This is a genomic window from Methylobacterium sp. Gmos3, from assembly GCF_056430985.1.
Genome location: NZ_JBWJYL010000001.1, coordinates 422048 through 437184, shown reverse-complemented (window position 1 = coordinate 437184; position 15137 = coordinate 422048). Strand labels below are relative to the sequence as shown.

Sequence of the window (15137 nt, the reverse complement as noted above, 5' to 3'; positions counted from 1 at the left end):
GGCATCAGACTTCCACGCCCTGGCGCGAAGGCACCTTGCGGGTCTCCACGGCACTGGCCTGGGTGCGGGCGTTCTGCACCGCGATGTTCTGGCGCTTCACGCCCGGCCGATCCCGCAGCGTCAGCACGATCGCGCCGATCATCGCCACGAGGAGGATGAGGCCGGCGATCTGGAAGAAATACGCGTAGTCCGTGTAGATCACGCGGCCGAGCGCCTGGGCGTTGGTCACGTTCTCCGCGGTCGCGACGTTGCCGAGCGGTGCCTGCACGAGGCCCGGATCGATCGTCCAGGAGCCGACCACCAGCAGGAGCTCGATCAGGAAGATCGCGCCGATCAGCGCGCCGATCGGCAGGTATTGCTGGAAGCCCTGGCGCAGCTCGGCGAAATCCACGTCGAGCATCATCACCACGAACAGGAACAGCACGGCGACCGCGCCCACGTAGACGACCACGAGGATCATCGCGAGGAATTCCGCGCCCATCAGCACGAACAGCCCCGCCGCGTTCACGAAGGCGAGAATCAGGAACAACACCGACGCAACGGGATTGCGGGAGGCGATCACCATGAAGCCCGACGCGACGGCGAGGCTCGCGAACAGGTAGAAGAAGGCGGCTGCTGCGGTCATGCGCTTCGTGCGTCCGGCCGCTCGCGCGGCCCCTTCTGCCTCGGTGGCGTCAGGCCGCCGCAGGCGGCCCGTCTATAGAACCCGGCCAGGGCCGGCACAACGGTCTTGCCGCAATGCGGCGGCCGAGCGGCGTGCATGCCTCTCAGCGGTAGGGCGCATCCATCGCGATGTTGCGCGCGATCTCGCGCTCCCAGCGGTCGCCGTTCAGGAGCAGCTTCTGCTTGTCGTAGAGCAGCTCCTCGCGGGTCTCCGTCGAGAACTCGAAGTTCGGCCCCTCCACGATGGCGTCCACCGGGCAGGCTTCCTGGCACATGCCGCAATAGATGCACTTCACCATGTCGATGTCGTAGCGGGTGGTGCGGCGCGTGCCGTCGTTCCGGCGCGGCCCCGCCTCGATGGTGATGGCCTGGGCCGGGCAGATCGCCTCGCAGAGCTTGCAGGCGATGCAGCGCTCCTCGCCGTTGGGGTAGCGGCGGAGCGCATGCTCGCCCCGGAAGCGCGGCCCGCGATGGCCCATCTCGAACGGGTAGTTGATCGTCGCCTTCGGCTTGAAGAAGTAGCGCATGCCGAGGACCATTCCCGACACGAACTCCTTCAAGAGGAGGCTCTTGGCAACCTGATCCAGCTTCATGCCGTGATCTCCGGGTGTCTTGTGGTCACGCGCCGGGCGCCAGGCCGGTGATCTTCAGGACGAAGGCCACGACCACAACCGAGACGAGCGAGAGGGGGAGGAACACCTTCCAGCCGAGCCGCATCAGCTGGTCGTAGCGGTAGCGCGGCACGATGGATTTCACCATCGCGAAGCCGAAGAACAGGAAGCTCGCCTTCAGCACGAACCAGATCACGCCGGGCACCCAGGTGAAGGGCGCGAACGGGATCGGCGAGAGCCAGCCGCCGAGGAACAGCACGGTGCCGAGCGCGCACATGCTCATGATCGCGACGTACTCGCCGAGCATGAACAGCAGGTACGGGGTCGAGGAATACTCGACCATGTAGCCGGCCACGAGCTCCGATTCGGCCTCCGGCAGGTCGAAGGGCGGGCGGTTGGTCTCGGCCAGCGCCGAGATGAAGAACACCACGAACATCGGGAACAGCCACAGCCAGTACCAGCCGAACAGGCCGAGGCTGGTGTCCTGCGCCGTCACGATCCGCGTGAGATTGAGCGAGCCCGCGCACATCAGCACGCAGATGATCACGAAGCCCAGCGACACCTCGTAGGAGATCATCTGCGCCGCCGAGCGCAACGCGCCGAGGAAGGCGTATTTCGAGTTCGACGCCCAGCCGCCCATGATGACGCCGTACACGCCGAGCGACGAGATCGCGAAGATGTAGGTGATGCCGACATTGATGTCGGCGATGGCCCAGCCGTCGGCGATCGGCATCACCGCCCAGCTCGACAGGGCGAGCATGGCGAAGACCAGGGGTGCCAGCAGGTAGATCGCCTTGTTGGCGCCCGCCGGAATGACGGGCTCCTTCAACACGAACTTGAGCAGATCCGCGAAGGACTGGAACAGGCCGTAGGGACCGACCACGTTCGGCCCCCGGCGCAGCTGCACCGCCGCCCAGATCTTCCGGTCGGCGAGGAGTGCGTAGGCGATGAAGACGAGGAGCGCGGCGAGGAGCACGAAGCTCTTCAGCGCGATCAGGAGCACGGTCCCGATCAGTTCCAGGGGCGTCATCGGGCTCTCCTACTCGGCCGCCGCGAGGGGCTGAGGCTCGGCCGCCCGCTCGCGGGCGAGCCGCGAGCATTCGGCCAGCACCCGCGACGCGCGGGCGATCGGGTTCGTCAGGTAGAAATCACCGACCGGCGACACGAAGGCCCCGGTTCCGGTCTCGCCGCCGCGCTGCGCCAAGGCCGCCACCGCGCCGGCCACGTCACCGGCCTCCACCGCATCGACGGCGGCGAAATGCGGGTGGGCCGCGTAGAGCGCCTTGCGGAGCGCGATCAGCGAATCGAATGGCAGGCGGTGGCCCAGCACGTCCGACAGGGCGCGCAGGATCGCCCAATCCTCGCGGGCGTCGCCCGGCGGGAATCCGGCGCGGTTGGCGACCTGCACCCGGCCTTCGAGGTTCACGTAGGTCGCGTTCTTCTCGGTATAGGCGGCGCCCGGCAGGATCACGTCGGCGCGGGAAGCGCCCCTGTCGCCGTGGGTGCCCTGGTAGATCACGAAGGCGCCGGGGGCGACGTCGCACTCGTCGGCGCCGAGGTTGAACAGCACGTCCACCCCGCCGGCGGCAATCATCTGCGCGAAGGTCAGACCGCCCTCCCCCGGCACGAAGCCGAGGTCCAGCGCGCCAACCCGCGCGGCGGCATGGTGCAGCATGCCGAAGCCGGGCTTGCCCTCGGCGGTCGCGCCGATCTCCTGCGCCAGCGTGGCGGCGGCGGCCATCACGCCGGGGGCGACGTTCGCGCCGACGACGATGAGCGGAGCCTTCGCCTCCTTGAGGATGTCGAGGAAGCTGTGCTCGCCCCGCGCCAGGGCGGCCAGCGACTCGGAACCTGCGCCGAGATAGTGGCTCGGGTAGGTCAGGTCGATCTGCTCGCCGATCACGCCCACCGCCAGCGGGGCCATGCGCCAGCGCTTGCGGATGCGCACGTTCAGCATCGAGGCTTCAGTGCGCGGGTTGGCGCCGACGATCAGGATCGCGTCCGCCGCCTCGATGCCGGCGACGGTCGGGTTGAAGAGGTAGCTCGCCCGGCCAAGCGACGGGTCGAGGCCCGCGCCGGTCTGGCGGCAATCGAGGTTGGCCGACCCGAGGCTGCGGATCAGCTCACGCAGCGCGAAGGTCTCCTCCACCGCAGCCAGGTCGCCGACGATGGCGCCGATGCGCTTGCGCTCGGTGCCCTTCACCTTGGCGGCGATGGCCTGGAACGCCTCGCCCCAGGAGGCCGGGCGCAGGCGGCCGTTCTCGCGCAGGTACGGCCGGTCGAGGCGCTGCATCCGCAGCCCGTCCACGACGTGGCGGGTCTTGTCGGAGATCCACTCCTCGTTGATGTCCTCGTTGACGCGCGGCTCGATCTGCATGACCTCGCGGCCACGGGTGTCGACGCGGATCGCCGAGCCCACGGCGTCCATCACGTCGACCGATTCGGTCTTGGACAGCTCCCAGGGGCGGACGTTGTAGCTCTGCGGCTTGTGGACCAGCGCGCCCACCGGGCACAGGTCGGCGACGTTGCCCTGAAGCTCCGAGGCCATCGACTGTTCGAGGTAGCTCGTGATCTCCATGTCCTCGCCGCGCCCGATGGCGCCGAGGTCCGGCACGCCGGCCACCTCCGCCAGGAAGCGCACGCAGCGGGTGCAGTGGATGCAGCGGTTCATCGCCGTCCGCACCAGCGGGCCGATATGCTTCTCCTCGACCGCCCGCTTGTTCTCCTGATAGCGGGTCGAGTCGACGCCGTAGGCCATCGCCTGATCCTGCAGGTCGCAATGGCCGCCCTGGTCGCAGATCGGGCAATCGAGCGGGTGGTTGATGAGGAGGAACTCCATCACCCCCTCGCGGGCCTTCTTGGTGAGGCCGGAGCGCGTCAGCACCTCCGGCGGCTCGCCGTTCGGGCCCGGCCGGCAATCCTTCACCGCGTAGGCGCAGGAGGCCACCGGCTTCGGGGCGCCCTTCAGCTCCACGAGGCACATGCGGCAATTGCCGGCGATGGACAGGCGCTCGTGGAAGCAGAAGCGCGGGATCTCGGCCCCCGCGATCTCGCACGCCTGGAGCAGCGTGTAATCGGCCGGGACATCGACCTCGGTGCCGTCGACGAGGATTTTGGTCATCGGAACGTCTCGAAATCTGGCACGAACGCGCGAGCCCCGGTCCCACCCGCGACCTCATCCTGAGGTGCGAGGCAGCGCCGAGCCTCGAAGGAGGGCTCCAGCCGGCCGCGCGACCCCTGGAGGTCTCCTTCGAGGCCCGCTGACGCGGGCACCTCAGGATGAGGCTGGGGGCTGGAGACACGCATCATGATCACTCCGCTGCCATCGGCACCGGATCGGAATGGGGGTTGGCCGAGTAGCGGTCGATCCGCTTCTCGATCTCCGGGCGGAAGTGGCGGATGAGGCCCTGGATCGGCCAGGCCGCCGCGTCGCCGAGCGCGCAGATCGTGTGGCCCTCGATCTGCTTCGTCACCTCGAACAGCATGTCGATCTCGCGCTTCTGCGCCCTGCCTTCGGCCATGCGCGTCAGCACCCGCCACATCCAGCCCGTGCCCTCGCGGCAGGGTGTGCACTGGCCGCAGGATTCGTGCTTGTAGAAGTACGAGATGCGGGCGATGGCGCCGACGATGTCGGTGGACTTGTCGAGCACGATCACCGCCGCCGTGCCGAGGCCCGAGCCGAGGTTGCGCAGCGTGTCGAAGTCCATCTTCGCGTCGATGATCTGCTCGGCCGGCACCAGCGGCACCGAGGAGCCGCCGGGGATGGAGCAGAGGAGGTTGTCCCAGCCGCCGCGCATGCCGCCGCAATGCTTGTCGATCAGCTCGCGGAAGGTGATGCCCAGCTCCTCCTCGACGTTGCACGGCGTGTTGACGTGCCCCGAGATGCAGAAGAGCTTGGTGCCGGTGTTGTTCTTGCCGCCGAGCCCGGCGAACCACGCCGCGCCGCGCCGCAGGATCGTGCCCGCCACCGCGATGGATTCGACGTTGTTCACGGTCGTGGGGCAGCCGTAGAGGCCCATATTGGCCGGGAAAGGCGGCTTCAGCCGCGGCATCCCCTTCTTGCCCTCAAGGCTCTCGATGAGGGCCGTCTCCTCGCCGCAGATATACGCGCCCGCGCCGTGGTGGACGTAGATGTCGAACGGGTAATCGTGGACGTTGTTCTGACCGACGAGGCGCGCCTCATAGGCCTCGTCCACCGCCTTCTGCAGGGCGTGCTTCTCGGCGACGTACTCGCCGCGGATGTAGACGTAGCAGGCATGCGCGCCCATCGCGAAGCAGGCCAGCATGCAGCCTTCGATCAGGAGATGCGGATCGTGCCGCATGATCTCCCGGTCCTTGCAGGTGCCCGGCTCCGACTCGTCGGCGTTGACCACGAGGTAATGCGGCCGCCCGTCCGACTTCTTGGGCATGAACGACCACTTGAGGCCGGTCGGGAAGCCGGCGCCGCCACGGCCGCGCAGCCCTGAGGCCTTCATTTCCTCGATGATCCAGTCGCGGCCCTGCTCCAGGAGGAACTTGGTTCCGTCCCAGGCGCCGCGCTTCTTCGCGGCGTCGAGCCCCGGCGAATGCAGCCCGTAGAGGTTGGTGAAGATGCGATCCTGATCGGCGAGCATGTCAGGCCCTCACTTCTTCTCGTCGTCGGAGGCGAGCTTTTCCTCCACCGCCTCGCTGGCGCCGGTGGCTTCCGGCGGCGGCGGGGGGATGTCGCGACCCGGCAATTCCTGGCGGCTCTCCTCGCCGGCGGCGGGCTCGCCCTCGGCGACGCGCTTGGCCGGCGAATCGAGGGCGTCCGCATCGCCCTGGCGGGCACCGCCATGCTTGGCGATGGATTGGCCGCGCTCGGCGGCGTCGGCCCGGTCCTCGGGCTTCACCGGCTCCTGTCCGTCCGCGGCGCGCTGGGCCGGGGCGTCGGAGACCGTCCGCTCCACCGGGCGGCCGGCATCGGGCTTGGCGGGCCGGGGCGCGCTGGCCGCCTGCTGCGTCGCCGATTCGGCCTCGCCGGTCTTGGCGGGGGGCGTCGTCGCCTCGGCGCCCTCGGCCTCCTTCGCCTGCTCGAAGCGCTTGCGCCACGCGCCCACCCGCGACCCATCAAACAGGGTCTCGTCGGTGAGCGTGTTGGCGCCGCCCTGCGGCTCGGAGGAGGTGCGCCCGGTCTGCGAGCCGATCTTCACCGGCCGTCCGGCCGCGAGGTCGTCCATCAACTGCGACAGCGATTCGGGGGTCAGGTCCTCGTAATAGTCCTGATTGATCTGCACCATGGGCGCGTTGCAGCAGGCGCCCAGGCACTCGACTTCCAGCCAGGAGAAGTTGCCGTCCGCCGAGACGTGGCCGGGTGGGCCGAGGCGCTTCTCCAGCATGCCCTTCAGCTCGCGGGCGCCACAGGAATCGCACGGCACCGTGCCGCAGAGCTGGATCCAGAACCGACCCACCGGCTCCAGGGCGAACATCGTGTAGAAGGTCGCCACTTCGAGCACGCGGATCTTCGGCATGCCGAGTTCGGCCGCCACCGCCTCGATCGCCTTCTGCGGCAGCCAGCCGCCATTCTGCTCCTGCGCCTTCCACAGGAGCGGGATCACGGCGGAAGCCTGCCGGCCTTCCGGGTATTTCGCGATCTGGTGCTTCGCCCACTCCGCGTTCTCGGGCGTGAAGGCGAAGCTCTCGGGTTGCTCGGAGGCGGGGGCGAGTCTGCGGTTGGCCATCGCTGCTGTCTTACCGATCCACTTCGCCGAACACGATGTCGAGCGTGCCGAGCACGCAGGACACGTCGGCCAGAAGGTGCCCACGGCACATCCAGTCCATCGCCTGCAAATGCGCGAAGCCCGGAGCGCGGATCTTGCAGCGGTACGGCTTGTTGGTGCCGTCCGACACGAGATACACGCCGAACTCGCCCTTGGGCGCCTCGACCGCGGCGTAGACCTCCCCCTCGGGGACGTGGAAGCCCTCGGTGTAGAGCTTGAAGTGGTGGATGAGCGCTTCCATCGAGCGCTTCATCTCCCGGCGCGGCGGCGGCGCGAACTTGCCGTCCATGGAGGCGATCGGCCCCTGGCCGGCGGGCTCGCGCAGCTTGGCGCAGCACTGCTTCATGATCTTGGCCGATTCCCGCATCTCTTCCATGCGGATCACCTGCCGGTCGTAGGTGTCGCCGTTCTTGCCCACGGGGATGTCGAAATCCATCTCCTCGTAGCACTCGTAGGGCTGGCTCTTGCGCAGGTCCCACGGGATGCCGGAGCCGCGCACCATCACGCCCGAGAAGCCCCAGGCCATGCACTCGTCGACGGACACGATGCCGATGTCGACGTTGCGCTGCTTGAAGATGCGGCTCTCCATCACGAGCGCATCCAGGTCGTCCACCACCTGAAGGAACGGGTCGCAGAAGGCGTCGATATCCTCGATCAGCTTCGGCGGCAGGTCTTGGTGGACGCCGCCCGGCCGGAAGTAGTTGGCGTGGAGCCGGGCGCCGGAGGCCCGCTCGTAGAAGATCATCAGCTTCTCGCGCTCCTCGAAGCCCCAGAGCGGGGGCGTGAGGGCGCCGACGTCCATCGCCTGCGTCGTGACGTTGAGGAGGTGCGACAGCAGCCGGCCGATCTCGCAGAACAGCACGCGGATCAGCTGCGCCCGGCGCGGCACCTCGATGCCCGCGAGCTTCTCAATCGCGAGGCAGAAGGCATGCTCCTGGTTCATCGGCGACACGTAGTCGAGCCGGTCGAAATAGGGCGTCGCCTGGACGTAGGTCTTGTGCTCGATCAGCTTCTCGGTGCCGCGATGCAGCAGGCCGATATGCGGATCGACACGCTCCACGACCTCGCCGTCGAGTTCGAGGACCAGCCGGAGAACTCCATGCGCCGCAGGATGTTGCGGGCCGAAGTTGATGGCGAAGTTGCGGATGTTGTGTTCCGTCACGAAGACCTCCGCGCGTCAGGCCGACTTCTTCTCATCGCCCGGGAGCACGTAGTCCGTGCCCTCCCACGGCGAGAGGAAGTCGAAGTTCCGGAATTCCTGCGTCAGCTGGACCGGCTCGTAGACCACGCGGCCCTCGTCCTGGTCGTAGCGGACCTCGACGAAGCCGGTGAGCGGGAAGTCCTTGCGCAAGGGGTGGCCCTCGAACCCGTAATCGGTCAGCAGCCGGCGCAGGTCCGGGTGGCCCGAGAACAGGATCCCGTACAGGTCGTAGGTCTCGCGCTCGTACCAGTTGGCAGCGGGGAAGACCTCGATGATCGAGGGGACCGGCGTCACCTCGTCGGTCTGCACCTTCACCCGGATGCGGGTGTTATGGCGCAGGGACAGCAGGTGGTAGACGACGTCGAACCGCTTCTCCCGCTGCGGGTAATCCGCCCCGCACAGGTCGATGAAGCAGCGGAAGCCGCAGGCCGGGTCGTCGCGCAGGTAGGTGAGCGCGTAGACGATGTCGGAGGCCTGCACGACCAGCGTCAGCTCGCCGAAGGCGATGGCCTTCGACACGACGGCCGGACCCAGCGCCCCGGAGACGCGCTCGGCCAGGGTGGCGACGGCGTCGGCGCCGCCCTCGGCCGGGGTGTGGCTCAGGATCGAGATGCCGTTCGTCATGTCAGCGCTCGATCGTCCCGATGCGGCGGATCTTCTTCTGCAGGAGGAGCACCCCGTAGAGCAGCGCCTCCGCCGTGGGCGGGCAGCCGGGCACGTAGATGTCCACCGGCACCACCCGGTCGCAGCCGCGCACCACCGAGTAGGAGTAGTGGTAATAGCCGCCGCCGTTGGCGCAGGAGCCCATCGAGATGACGTAGCGCGGCTCCGGCATCTGGTCGTAGACCTTGCGCAAAGCCGGGGCCATCTTGTTGGTGAGCGTGCCGGCGACGATCATCACGTCGGACTGGCGTGGCGAGGCGCGCGGGGCGAAGCCGAAGCGCTCGCAATCGTAGCGCGGCATCGACATCTGCATCATCTCGACGGCGCAGCAGGCGAGCCCGAAGGTCATCCACATCAGCGAGCCGGTGCGGGCCCAGTTGATGAGCTCGTCGGCGCTGGTGAGCAGGAAGCCCCGGTCGGCCAGCTCGTCGCTGATCGACAGGAAGGTCGGGTCGTCGGCGCCGATGGGGCGGCCGGTGTTCGGATCGATGATCCCCTTCGGCTGCGGCGCGATGGCCGGGGTCCGGGGTGAGGTCTCGGTGATCAGGGCCATTCAGCGCCTCGGAATCTCAACGGTCTCGGCGGATCGCGGGGGTTAGTCCCACTCGAGGGCGCCCTTGCGCCACTCGTAGACGAACCCGACGGTCAGCACGCCGAGGAAGATCATCATCGACCAGAAGCCATACCACCCGAGCTCCCCGAAGGTGATCGCCCAGGGGAAGAGGAAGGCGACCTCGAGGTCGAAGATGATGAACAGGATGGCGACGAGATAGAAGCGCACGTCGAACTTCATGCGCGCGTCGTCGAAGGCGTTGAAGCCGCACTCGTAGGCCGACAGCTTCTCGGGGTCCGGCGCCTTGAAGGCGACGAGGAACGGAACCACCAGAAGGGCGGCGGCGATGAAGAGCGCCACCCCGATGAACACGATGAGCGGAAGGTAGTCCGCCAGCAGTCCGGTCATGCCCGAGCCTCACGAGACGAGGGACGGAGCGGCGCGAGGCCGGACCGGCTCCCCCGGTGGAATTGTTCTTATGCCAGGATGCGTTCGGGCGTGGCTTAGTCGAGCCGCCGCCGCATGACAATGGGCGTTGCGCGTCGCACAAACCGCGCTGCCCTCCCCAAGATGGTGAATGGGGTCGGTCTGCGCAGACGGCAGATCCGCACACGTGGCAGAGCGACGCCCGCGACAACCGCGATTCCCGGCCCGCCAAGCTTTCTCGCCTGACGTGAGAATTCGGGCGCGACTCGCGCTTGACAGGGGGGGCTCCCATCCATACACCCCCCGTCGTCGCGCAGCACTGAGGTGCTCAGCAGCGGCCGCCCGCGCGGGCGTAGCTCAGTTGGTTAGAGTGCCGGCCTGTCACGCCGGAGGTCGCGGGTTCGAGCCCCGTCGCCCGCGCCACTTCACGCTTCCCCATCGCCGGTTCGCCCATGCGGCGTTGTGCGCACGGTGCTCCGCCCGGCGGCGCAGCTGGTATGCGCTTACCGGTTAACGCATGTTGCGGCGATCCCCTCCGTGTCAGGTAACACTTCAGGTCCCGACGCGAGCCCTTCTCTCGCGCCGTCTTCCAGCGGACCTGATGACCGAATCCGACGTCTCTCTCCTGGACGGCGACGCCGCCCCCGCTCTTCCCGATTCCGTGCGCCGGCATCTGGGCGCGCTCCTGCAGGGCGCCTACGCGGACGCGCCGAGCGAGCCCGATGGGTTCGCGGACCTGCTCGCGCGCCTGGACAAGGCGCTGGGGCAGGCCGGGCGCCTGGGCGCGGCGGATGAGGACACGTTCCGCACGGGGCTGCTCGCGAGCGTGCCGGCGCTGCGCCGGTTCGCCCTGTCGCTCGCCCGCGAGCCGGCGGCCGCCGACGACCTCGTGCAGGATGCGCTCCTGCGCGCGTGGCGCGGGCGCGGGGGATTCGCGCCGGGCACGAACCTCGAAGCGTGGCTGTTCACGATTCTGCGGAACGTCTTCTACAGCCGCCACCGTCGCCAGACCCGCGAGGTTCCCGACAGCGACGGCGATTATGCCGGCCGACTCGCCGCCGCCCCCGAACAGGGCGGGCATCTCGACCTCCAGGACGTGCGCGCGGCCCTCGACCGCCTCGCGCCAGTGATGCGCGAGGCCCTCGTCCTCGTGGGCATCGAGAACCTCAGCTACGAGGAGGCCGCCGCCGTCATGGAATGCCAGATCGGCACGGCCAAGAGCCGGGTCTGGCGGGCGCGGGCCCAGCTCGCGCGGATGCTCGGCTATGGCGGCGCCGATATCGGCAGCGACGGCGTCACCCTCTCGGCGCTCGGCACGACGAGCGACGCCTCGGTCTAGCCCGGCAGGACGAGGGTCGCGCGCAGGCCCCCGCTCGCCGCGCGCCCGAGGCTCAGCGCACCGCCGTACAATTCCGCCAGTTCGAGGGTGATCGGCAGGCCGAACCCGTCGCCGGGGACGGCCTCGTCGAGGCGCCGGCCGCGCGCCATCACCGCCGTCGCGGCCTCCGGCGTCAGGCCGGGGCCGTCATCCTCGATGCGGATTTCGATCTGCGCCCCGACTCGCTGCGCGGTGACGGAGACCCGCCCGGCGCACCACCGGCAGGCATTGTCGAGGAGGTTGCCCAGCATCTCGTCGCAATCCTGCTCCTCGCAGGCCAGGGCGAGGCCGTCCGGCACGGCGAGCGTGATCTCCGGCGCCTTCCCGGCGTGGATGCGCACCAGCACCGCCCGCAGGTCCGTGAGGCGCGGCAGCAGGGGCGTGCGCGCCCGGCCCGGCCCCGCGAGGGCGGCGGCCCGGGCGCGGCGCAGGTGGTGGCGCACCCGCCGGTCCATGTCGTCCACCTGCGCGGCGAGCATCCCCTCGGGATCGCGGGCGGGGTCGCGCAGGGCCAGGGCGAGGGTCGCGAGCGGCGTCTTGAGGGCGTGGGCGAGGTTGGCCACATGGCCCCGGGCGCGGTCGAGGCTGCGCTCGTTCTCGTCGAGCAGGGCGTTCAGCTCCGCGACGAGGGGGCGGACCTCCTCCGGTTGGCGGGAGGGGATCCGCGCCTGCCGGCCGTTGCGGACGGCGGCGAGATGATCCCGCAGGCGCCGGAGGGGGGCGAGACCGAGGCGCACCTGCGCCACCGCCCCGAAGGCGAGGACGAGGCCGAGGCCGCCGAGCGCGAGGGCGAGACTCACGAGCACATCGCGCAGGGGGCCGTAGAGCGCCACCTGCGGCGCGCCGACGAGGATTCGCGCGGGCGGCTCCCCCAGCAGGTCGAGTTCGCGCAGCATCAGGTTCGCGGGCGGCCGGCGCTCATCGAACGAGTCCGAGCGGACGATCTCGTCGCCCCGGCGCACCTCCCAGATCCAGCCGCCCGGCCGGTCGAAGGGCGGGCCGTCGAACCGCTCCGGATGGGTGGTCAGCGTCCCGGCCTCGAGTCCGGCACGTAGCGCCGTGATCTGCGCATCGAGCCGCCCGTCGATCTGCGCGCGCAGGAAGCGGGTGAGGATCACGCCGATGGCGAGGCCGGCGACGACCAGCGCCACGGTGACGGCGGCGAGGGCGGCGGCGACGAGGCGCGTGCGCAGGGAGCCGAAGCGCAGGGGCATCAGGCCGCCTCGGCCGTGAGGCGGTAGCCGTGGCCGCGCACCGCCTCGATCCGCGCCGGGGCGATCTTCTTGCGCAGCCGCGCGACGATCACCTCCACCGAGTTCGAATCGACCTCGGCGTCGCCGTCGTAGACCCGCTCGATCAGGTAGGCGCGCGGCACCACCGAATCCCGGTTGAGCATCAGGCAGGACAGGACCCGCCATTCGAGGCCGGTGAGGCGCAGGGGCAGCCCGTCCCGCTCGAAGGCGCCGAGGCCGGGATCGAAGCTCAGGGGGCCGCAGCTGAGGCGGCTCGCGCCGTGCCCCTGGCTCCGCCGCACCAGGGCACGCAGGCGGATCACCAGTTCCTCCACCCGCACCGGCTTCACGAGGTAATCGTCGGCGCCCGCCTTGAACGCGGCGACCTTGTCGCTCCACCCGTCGCGGGCCGTGAGCACCAATACGGGGAGCGTCCGCCCCGCCGCCCGCCACGCCGTCAGGACGGAAACGCCGTCGCCGCGCGGCAGGCCAAGATCGAGGATGCAGGCGTCGTAGCCCTCCGTCTCGCCGAGATGGCGGGCATCCTCGCCCGTCGCCGCCCGGTCGAGGACGAAGTTCTCCGCGCGCAAGGCGCGGTCGATCTCCGCCGCCAGCGCCGCATCGTCCTCAACCAGCAGGATCTTCACGCCCGTCCCTCCTCGGCTCCGGGTAGGTCAGGCCGTTTAACCGGAACTGAACCGCCCGGTTCAGTTCCCGTCGCGCCCCCTTCCCTAGACCAGCCGCCACGGATCGAACGGGTCCGATCAGGAAAGGCAGACACAATGAGTGAGGATAAGGTGATCGACGGCACCGCGACGGAAATCCCGGCCGCGCGGCCGGAGACGGGCAAGCGCATCCCGAAGCGGACCTGGGTGGTGGGGGCGCTCGCCCTGCCCCTCGCCTTCGGGGCGATGGGCCTATCGCTGTCCAAGAACCGCGCCGTGGCGCAAACGCCGGTCGCGCCGGTGGCGATCCAGGCCCTGGCGCCCTCCGGCGCGACGGCGATCAAGGGCGACGTCGCCGAGATCTACGGCAACAAGTTCGTGGTGCAGGACCCGACCGGCCGGGCGCTGGTGGAGACCGGCCGGGCCGGCGAAGGCGGGACCCTCGTCGCCAAGGGCGAGAGCGTCACCGTGCAGGGCCGGTTCGAGAACGGCTTCCTCCACGCCCGGCTGCTGACCCATGGTGACGGCAAGCAGGTGGTGCTCGGCCCGGCGGGCGGCCCGCCCTTCGGCACCCTCGATTGGGCGAAGGACCGGGTCGGCCTCGCCCCCGCCCCCGATGTCCCGGCCCTGACGGCGGCGGTGCAGTCCGCCGGCTACAGCGACGTGCGCGTCACCGGGCGCGGGCCGCGCCACCTCGAGGTCGCGGCCAAGGACGGGGATGGCCGTGAACACGAACTGCATGTCGGCTTCGACGGGCAGGTCCGCGAGCGGCCGCGGCCGTGATGGACATCGCTCAACGAAGCATCCTGCCCGTCATAGCAGTTGGTCGCGCAGAACGAACTCAGCCCTGCTTCTGACACCTTGAGAGTGATCCGCGAGGAGCGGGCGCGCAATCGCCGCGCCCGCCAACGTTCCCCGTAGGCTGTGGATCACGCCTTCCAGAGCCACCTTCCTGACTATCGCCGACCGATCGTGGCACCCCTTTGTACAGAGGTCCACCAACGGGTAGTGCGCGGTAATGGGCCGGTGATCGAAAGCGGCGACAATCCTAAATTGCCCCATTGATTTATCGATCCATTGGCGCGTCGTGCCAACACGCCATTTTGCTTGACCGGTAATGAGTGTGCGTAAGGCCAGGGCTCGCACGGATGGCTGGCTGGATTTGAAGGCGATATCGTAGAGAAATGAATCAAGCTCAGGGAAGCGCAATAGCACCGCGAGCATTCTTATCGCAGGTGCCTTTGATTCGGCGATGATGCGTTCAGCTAAAGCAGAGATCACGTCCGGGCGGCTGATCGTTTGATCGAGAATCGTCCGCTCGAGATCCCAGCGCCGCCAGCTCATCGTCTGTGGGTAGAAGTACATGAACGCTTGGGCGAGCGTGGCCGCTTTTGTGATCGGGAAGACGCGTTCCGCGCATCGCGCCGCACTCTGGCGTACGGCAGAAACCCAGTCGTTTAGACGGAGAGTGATGGCGGCCACAAAGAACGGACTCGCGATTTCCTCTGAGATCTTTTCGAGGGCAGCTTCGCGAATGTAACCGTCACCATGGAATAGAAATATATATTTAAAGCTTGGTGATCTATCGAGGTTTATCAGGGATATTTTGCGGCAGTTTGAGCGTGAAAAAAAGTAAAAAGATGATTTGTTATTTGAATAATTAATTTCCTGCGCAATTGCTTTCGATGCATGTTTCAATTCTTGCGGCGATATTCTGGAAATTGATTCTATTACAGCATGTAATGTCTGGGTATGAGCGTCTTCAATTATAATATCTCGGAGAGATGCGATTGCATCTTCCGCAATTCTGGAAAGCTTGACCATCGCGGGCTAGTCTATCGTCCGATGGATATATCTGTCAATAATCTAATTACACAAAGTTTTAGCAATATATCATTCAATATATCTCCAAAATATGTGATTTATGATGATTTTTGCTTGATGCCACTGAGTATAGACGCATCTGGAAATACTTTATCGCATCGGAGGGATCCCAATGGCTTTGAG

15 protein-coding genes and 1 tRNA gene are annotated in these 15137 nt (G+C 67.9%); 3 read left to right on the top strand and 13 right to left on the bottom strand.

The genetic code is table 11. The annotated features are described in order from the left end of the window. Window positions 1–4 precede the first annotated feature (4 nt). From ACS5Q7_RS02125 to ACS5Q7_RS02080, 10 genes are all read right to left on the bottom strand, one after another. On the bottom strand, window positions 5–625 hold the full coding sequence (locus ACS5Q7_RS02125) for an NADH-quinone oxidoreductase subunit J (protein WP_478337762.1): 621 nt from the start codon (window positions 623–625) through the stop codon (window positions 5–7). A gap of 142 nt (window positions 626–767) precedes the next feature. Next, window positions 768–1256, bottom strand: a complete 489-nt coding sequence (gene nuoI / locus ACS5Q7_RS02120; RefSeq protein ID WP_243952840.1) for an NADH-quinone oxidoreductase subunit NuoI — start codon at window positions 1254–1256, stop codon at window positions 768–770. 25 nt (window positions 1257–1281) lie between these two features. Further along, window positions 1282–2304, bottom strand: a complete 1023-nt coding sequence (nuoH, locus tag ACS5Q7_RS02115; protein WP_463848908.1) for an NADH-quinone oxidoreductase subunit NuoH — start codon at window positions 2302–2304, stop codon at window positions 1282–1284. 9 nt (window positions 2305–2313) lie between these two features. Continuing rightward, window positions 2314–4395 (bottom strand): NADH-quinone oxidoreductase subunit NuoG, encoded by a 2082-nt coding sequence (gene nuoG, locus ACS5Q7_RS02110; protein WP_478337761.1) that lies wholly within the window; start codon window positions 4393–4395, stop codon window positions 2314–2316. A 190-nt stretch (window positions 4396–4585) separates the two neighbouring features. Further along, complete coding sequence (gene nuoF / locus ACS5Q7_RS02105; protein ID WP_478337760.1) at window positions 4586–5887, bottom strand: NADH-quinone oxidoreductase subunit NuoF; 1302 nt, start codon at window positions 5885–5887, stop codon at window positions 4586–4588. A gap of 9 nt (window positions 5888–5896) precedes the next feature. Continuing rightward, window positions 5897–6973: an NADH-quinone oxidoreductase subunit NuoE gene (gene nuoE / locus ACS5Q7_RS02100; protein WP_478337759.1), complete on the bottom strand. Its 1077-nt coding sequence runs from the start codon at window positions 6971–6973 to the stop codon at window positions 5897–5899. Between the two features lie 10 nt (window positions 6974–6983). After that, window positions 6984–8174: an NADH-quinone oxidoreductase subunit D gene (locus tag ACS5Q7_RS02095; protein WP_478337758.1), complete on the bottom strand. Its 1191-nt coding sequence runs from the start codon at window positions 8172–8174 to the stop codon at window positions 6984–6986. A gap of 15 nt (window positions 8175–8189) precedes the next feature. Further along, window positions 8190–8837 carry an NADH-quinone oxidoreductase subunit C gene (locus tag ACS5Q7_RS02090; RefSeq protein WP_478337757.1) on the bottom strand — a complete coding sequence of 216 codons (648 nt, stop codon included), beginning with the start codon at window positions 8835–8837 and terminating at the stop codon, window positions 8190–8192. Window position 8838: 1 nt separating this feature from the next. Beyond that, the gene (locus ACS5Q7_RS02085; protein ID WP_243952833.1) at window positions 8839–9429 is read right to left on the bottom strand and encodes a NuoB/complex I 20 kDa subunit family protein; all 591 of its coding nucleotides are present in this window, start codon (window positions 9427–9429) and stop codon (window positions 8839–8841) included. Between the two features lie 42 nt (window positions 9430–9471). Beyond that, window positions 9472–9837, bottom strand: coding sequence for an NADH-quinone oxidoreductase subunit A (locus tag ACS5Q7_RS02080; protein ID WP_243930008.1), 366 nt, complete (start codon window positions 9835–9837; stop codon window positions 9472–9474). A gap of 364 nt (window positions 9838–10201) precedes the next feature. Here ACS5Q7_RS02080 and ACS5Q7_RS02075 point away from each other — a divergent pair. Both ACS5Q7_RS02075 and ACS5Q7_RS02070 read left to right on the top strand, forming a co-directional pair. After that, window positions 10202–10278 (top strand) — tRNA-Asp (locus tag ACS5Q7_RS02075). Window positions 10279–10456: 178 nt separating this feature from the next. Beyond that, window positions 10457–11194, top strand: coding sequence for a sigma-70 family RNA polymerase sigma factor (locus tag ACS5Q7_RS02070; RefSeq protein ID WP_478337756.1), 738 nt, complete (start codon window positions 10457–10459; stop codon window positions 11192–11194). Here ACS5Q7_RS02070 and ACS5Q7_RS02065 read toward each other — a convergent pair. Together ACS5Q7_RS02065 and ACS5Q7_RS02060 are read right to left on the bottom strand one after the other, a co-directional pair. Beyond that, window positions 11191–12447 carry a sensor histidine kinase gene (locus tag ACS5Q7_RS02065; RefSeq protein WP_478337755.1) on the bottom strand — a complete coding sequence of 419 codons (1257 nt, stop codon included), beginning with the start codon at window positions 12445–12447 and terminating at the stop codon, window positions 11191–11193. The genes ACS5Q7_RS02070 and ACS5Q7_RS02065 overlap by 4 nt on opposite strands. Beyond that, window positions 12447–13112, bottom strand: coding sequence for a response regulator (locus ACS5Q7_RS02060; protein ID WP_478337754.1), 666 nt, complete (start codon window positions 13110–13112; stop codon window positions 12447–12449). Before ACS5Q7_RS02060 ends, ACS5Q7_RS02065 begins: the two co-directional genes overlap by 1 nt. A 135-nt stretch (window positions 13113–13247) precedes the next feature. Here ACS5Q7_RS02060 and ACS5Q7_RS02055 point away from each other — a divergent pair, with 135 nt between their 5' ends. Continuing rightward, on the top strand, window positions 13248–13913 hold the full coding sequence (locus tag ACS5Q7_RS02055) for a DNA-binding protein (RefSeq protein ID WP_478337753.1): 666 nt from the start codon (window positions 13248–13250) through the stop codon (window positions 13911–13913). Between the two features lie 30 nt (window positions 13914–13943). Here ACS5Q7_RS02055 and ACS5Q7_RS02050 read toward each other — a convergent pair whose 3' ends face one another. Beyond that, complete coding sequence (locus tag ACS5Q7_RS02050; protein WP_478337752.1) at window positions 13944–14954, bottom strand: hypothetical protein; 1011 nt, start codon at window positions 14952–14954, stop codon at window positions 13944–13946. Window positions 14955–15137: the final 183 nt, after the last annotated feature.

What these genes read in the sequence shown, in the direction of transcription:
- ACS5Q7_RS02080 (WP_243930008.1), bottom strand. Translation starts at nt 9,837, where the DNA reads ATGACCGGACTGCTGGCGGACTACCTTCCGCTCATCGTGTTCATCGGG.
- ACS5Q7_RS02055 (WP_478337753.1), top strand. Translation starts at nt 13,248, where the DNA reads ATGAGTGAGGATAAGGTGATCGACGGCACCGCGACGGAAATCCCGGCC.
- ACS5Q7_RS02050 (WP_478337752.1), bottom strand. Translation starts at nt 14,954, where the DNA reads ATGGTCAAGCTTTCCAGAATTGCGGAAGATGCAATCGCATCTCTCCGA.
- ACS5Q7_RS02125 (WP_478337762.1), bottom strand. Translation starts at nt 625, where the DNA reads ATGACCGCAGCAGCCGCCTTCTTCTACCTGTTCGCGAGCCTCGCCGTC.
- nuoI (WP_243952840.1), bottom strand. Translation starts at nt 1,256, where the DNA reads ATGAAGCTGGATCAGGTTGCCAAGAGCCTCCTCTTGAAGGAGTTCGTG.
- ACS5Q7_RS02070 (WP_478337756.1), top strand. Translation starts at nt 10,457, where the DNA reads ATGACCGAATCCGACGTCTCTCTCCTGGACGGCGACGCCGCCCCCGCT.
- ACS5Q7_RS02090 (WP_478337757.1), bottom strand. Translation starts at nt 8,837, where the DNA reads ATGACGAACGGCATCTCGATCCTGAGCCACACCCCGGCCGAGGGCGGC.
- nuoH (WP_463848908.1), bottom strand. Translation starts at nt 2,304, where the DNA reads ATGACGCCCCTGGAACTGATCGGGACCGTGCTCCTGATCGCGCTGAAG.
- ACS5Q7_RS02085 (WP_243952833.1), bottom strand. Translation starts at nt 9,429, where the DNA reads ATGGCCCTGATCACCGAGACCTCACCCCGGACCCCGGCCATCGCGCCG.
- ACS5Q7_RS02065 (WP_478337755.1), bottom strand. Translation starts at nt 12,447, where the DNA reads ATGCCCCTGCGCTTCGGCTCCCTGCGCACGCGCCTCGTCGCCGCCGCC.
- nuoG (WP_478337761.1), bottom strand. Translation starts at nt 4,395, where the DNA reads ATGACCAAAATCCTCGTCGACGGCACCGAGGTCGATGTCCCGGCCGAT.
- nuoE (WP_478337759.1), bottom strand. Translation starts at nt 6,973, where the DNA reads ATGGCCAACCGCAGACTCGCCCCCGCCTCCGAGCAACCCGAGAGCTTC.
- nuoF (WP_478337760.1), bottom strand. Translation starts at nt 5,887, where the DNA reads ATGCTCGCCGATCAGGATCGCATCTTCACCAACCTCTACGGGCTGCAT.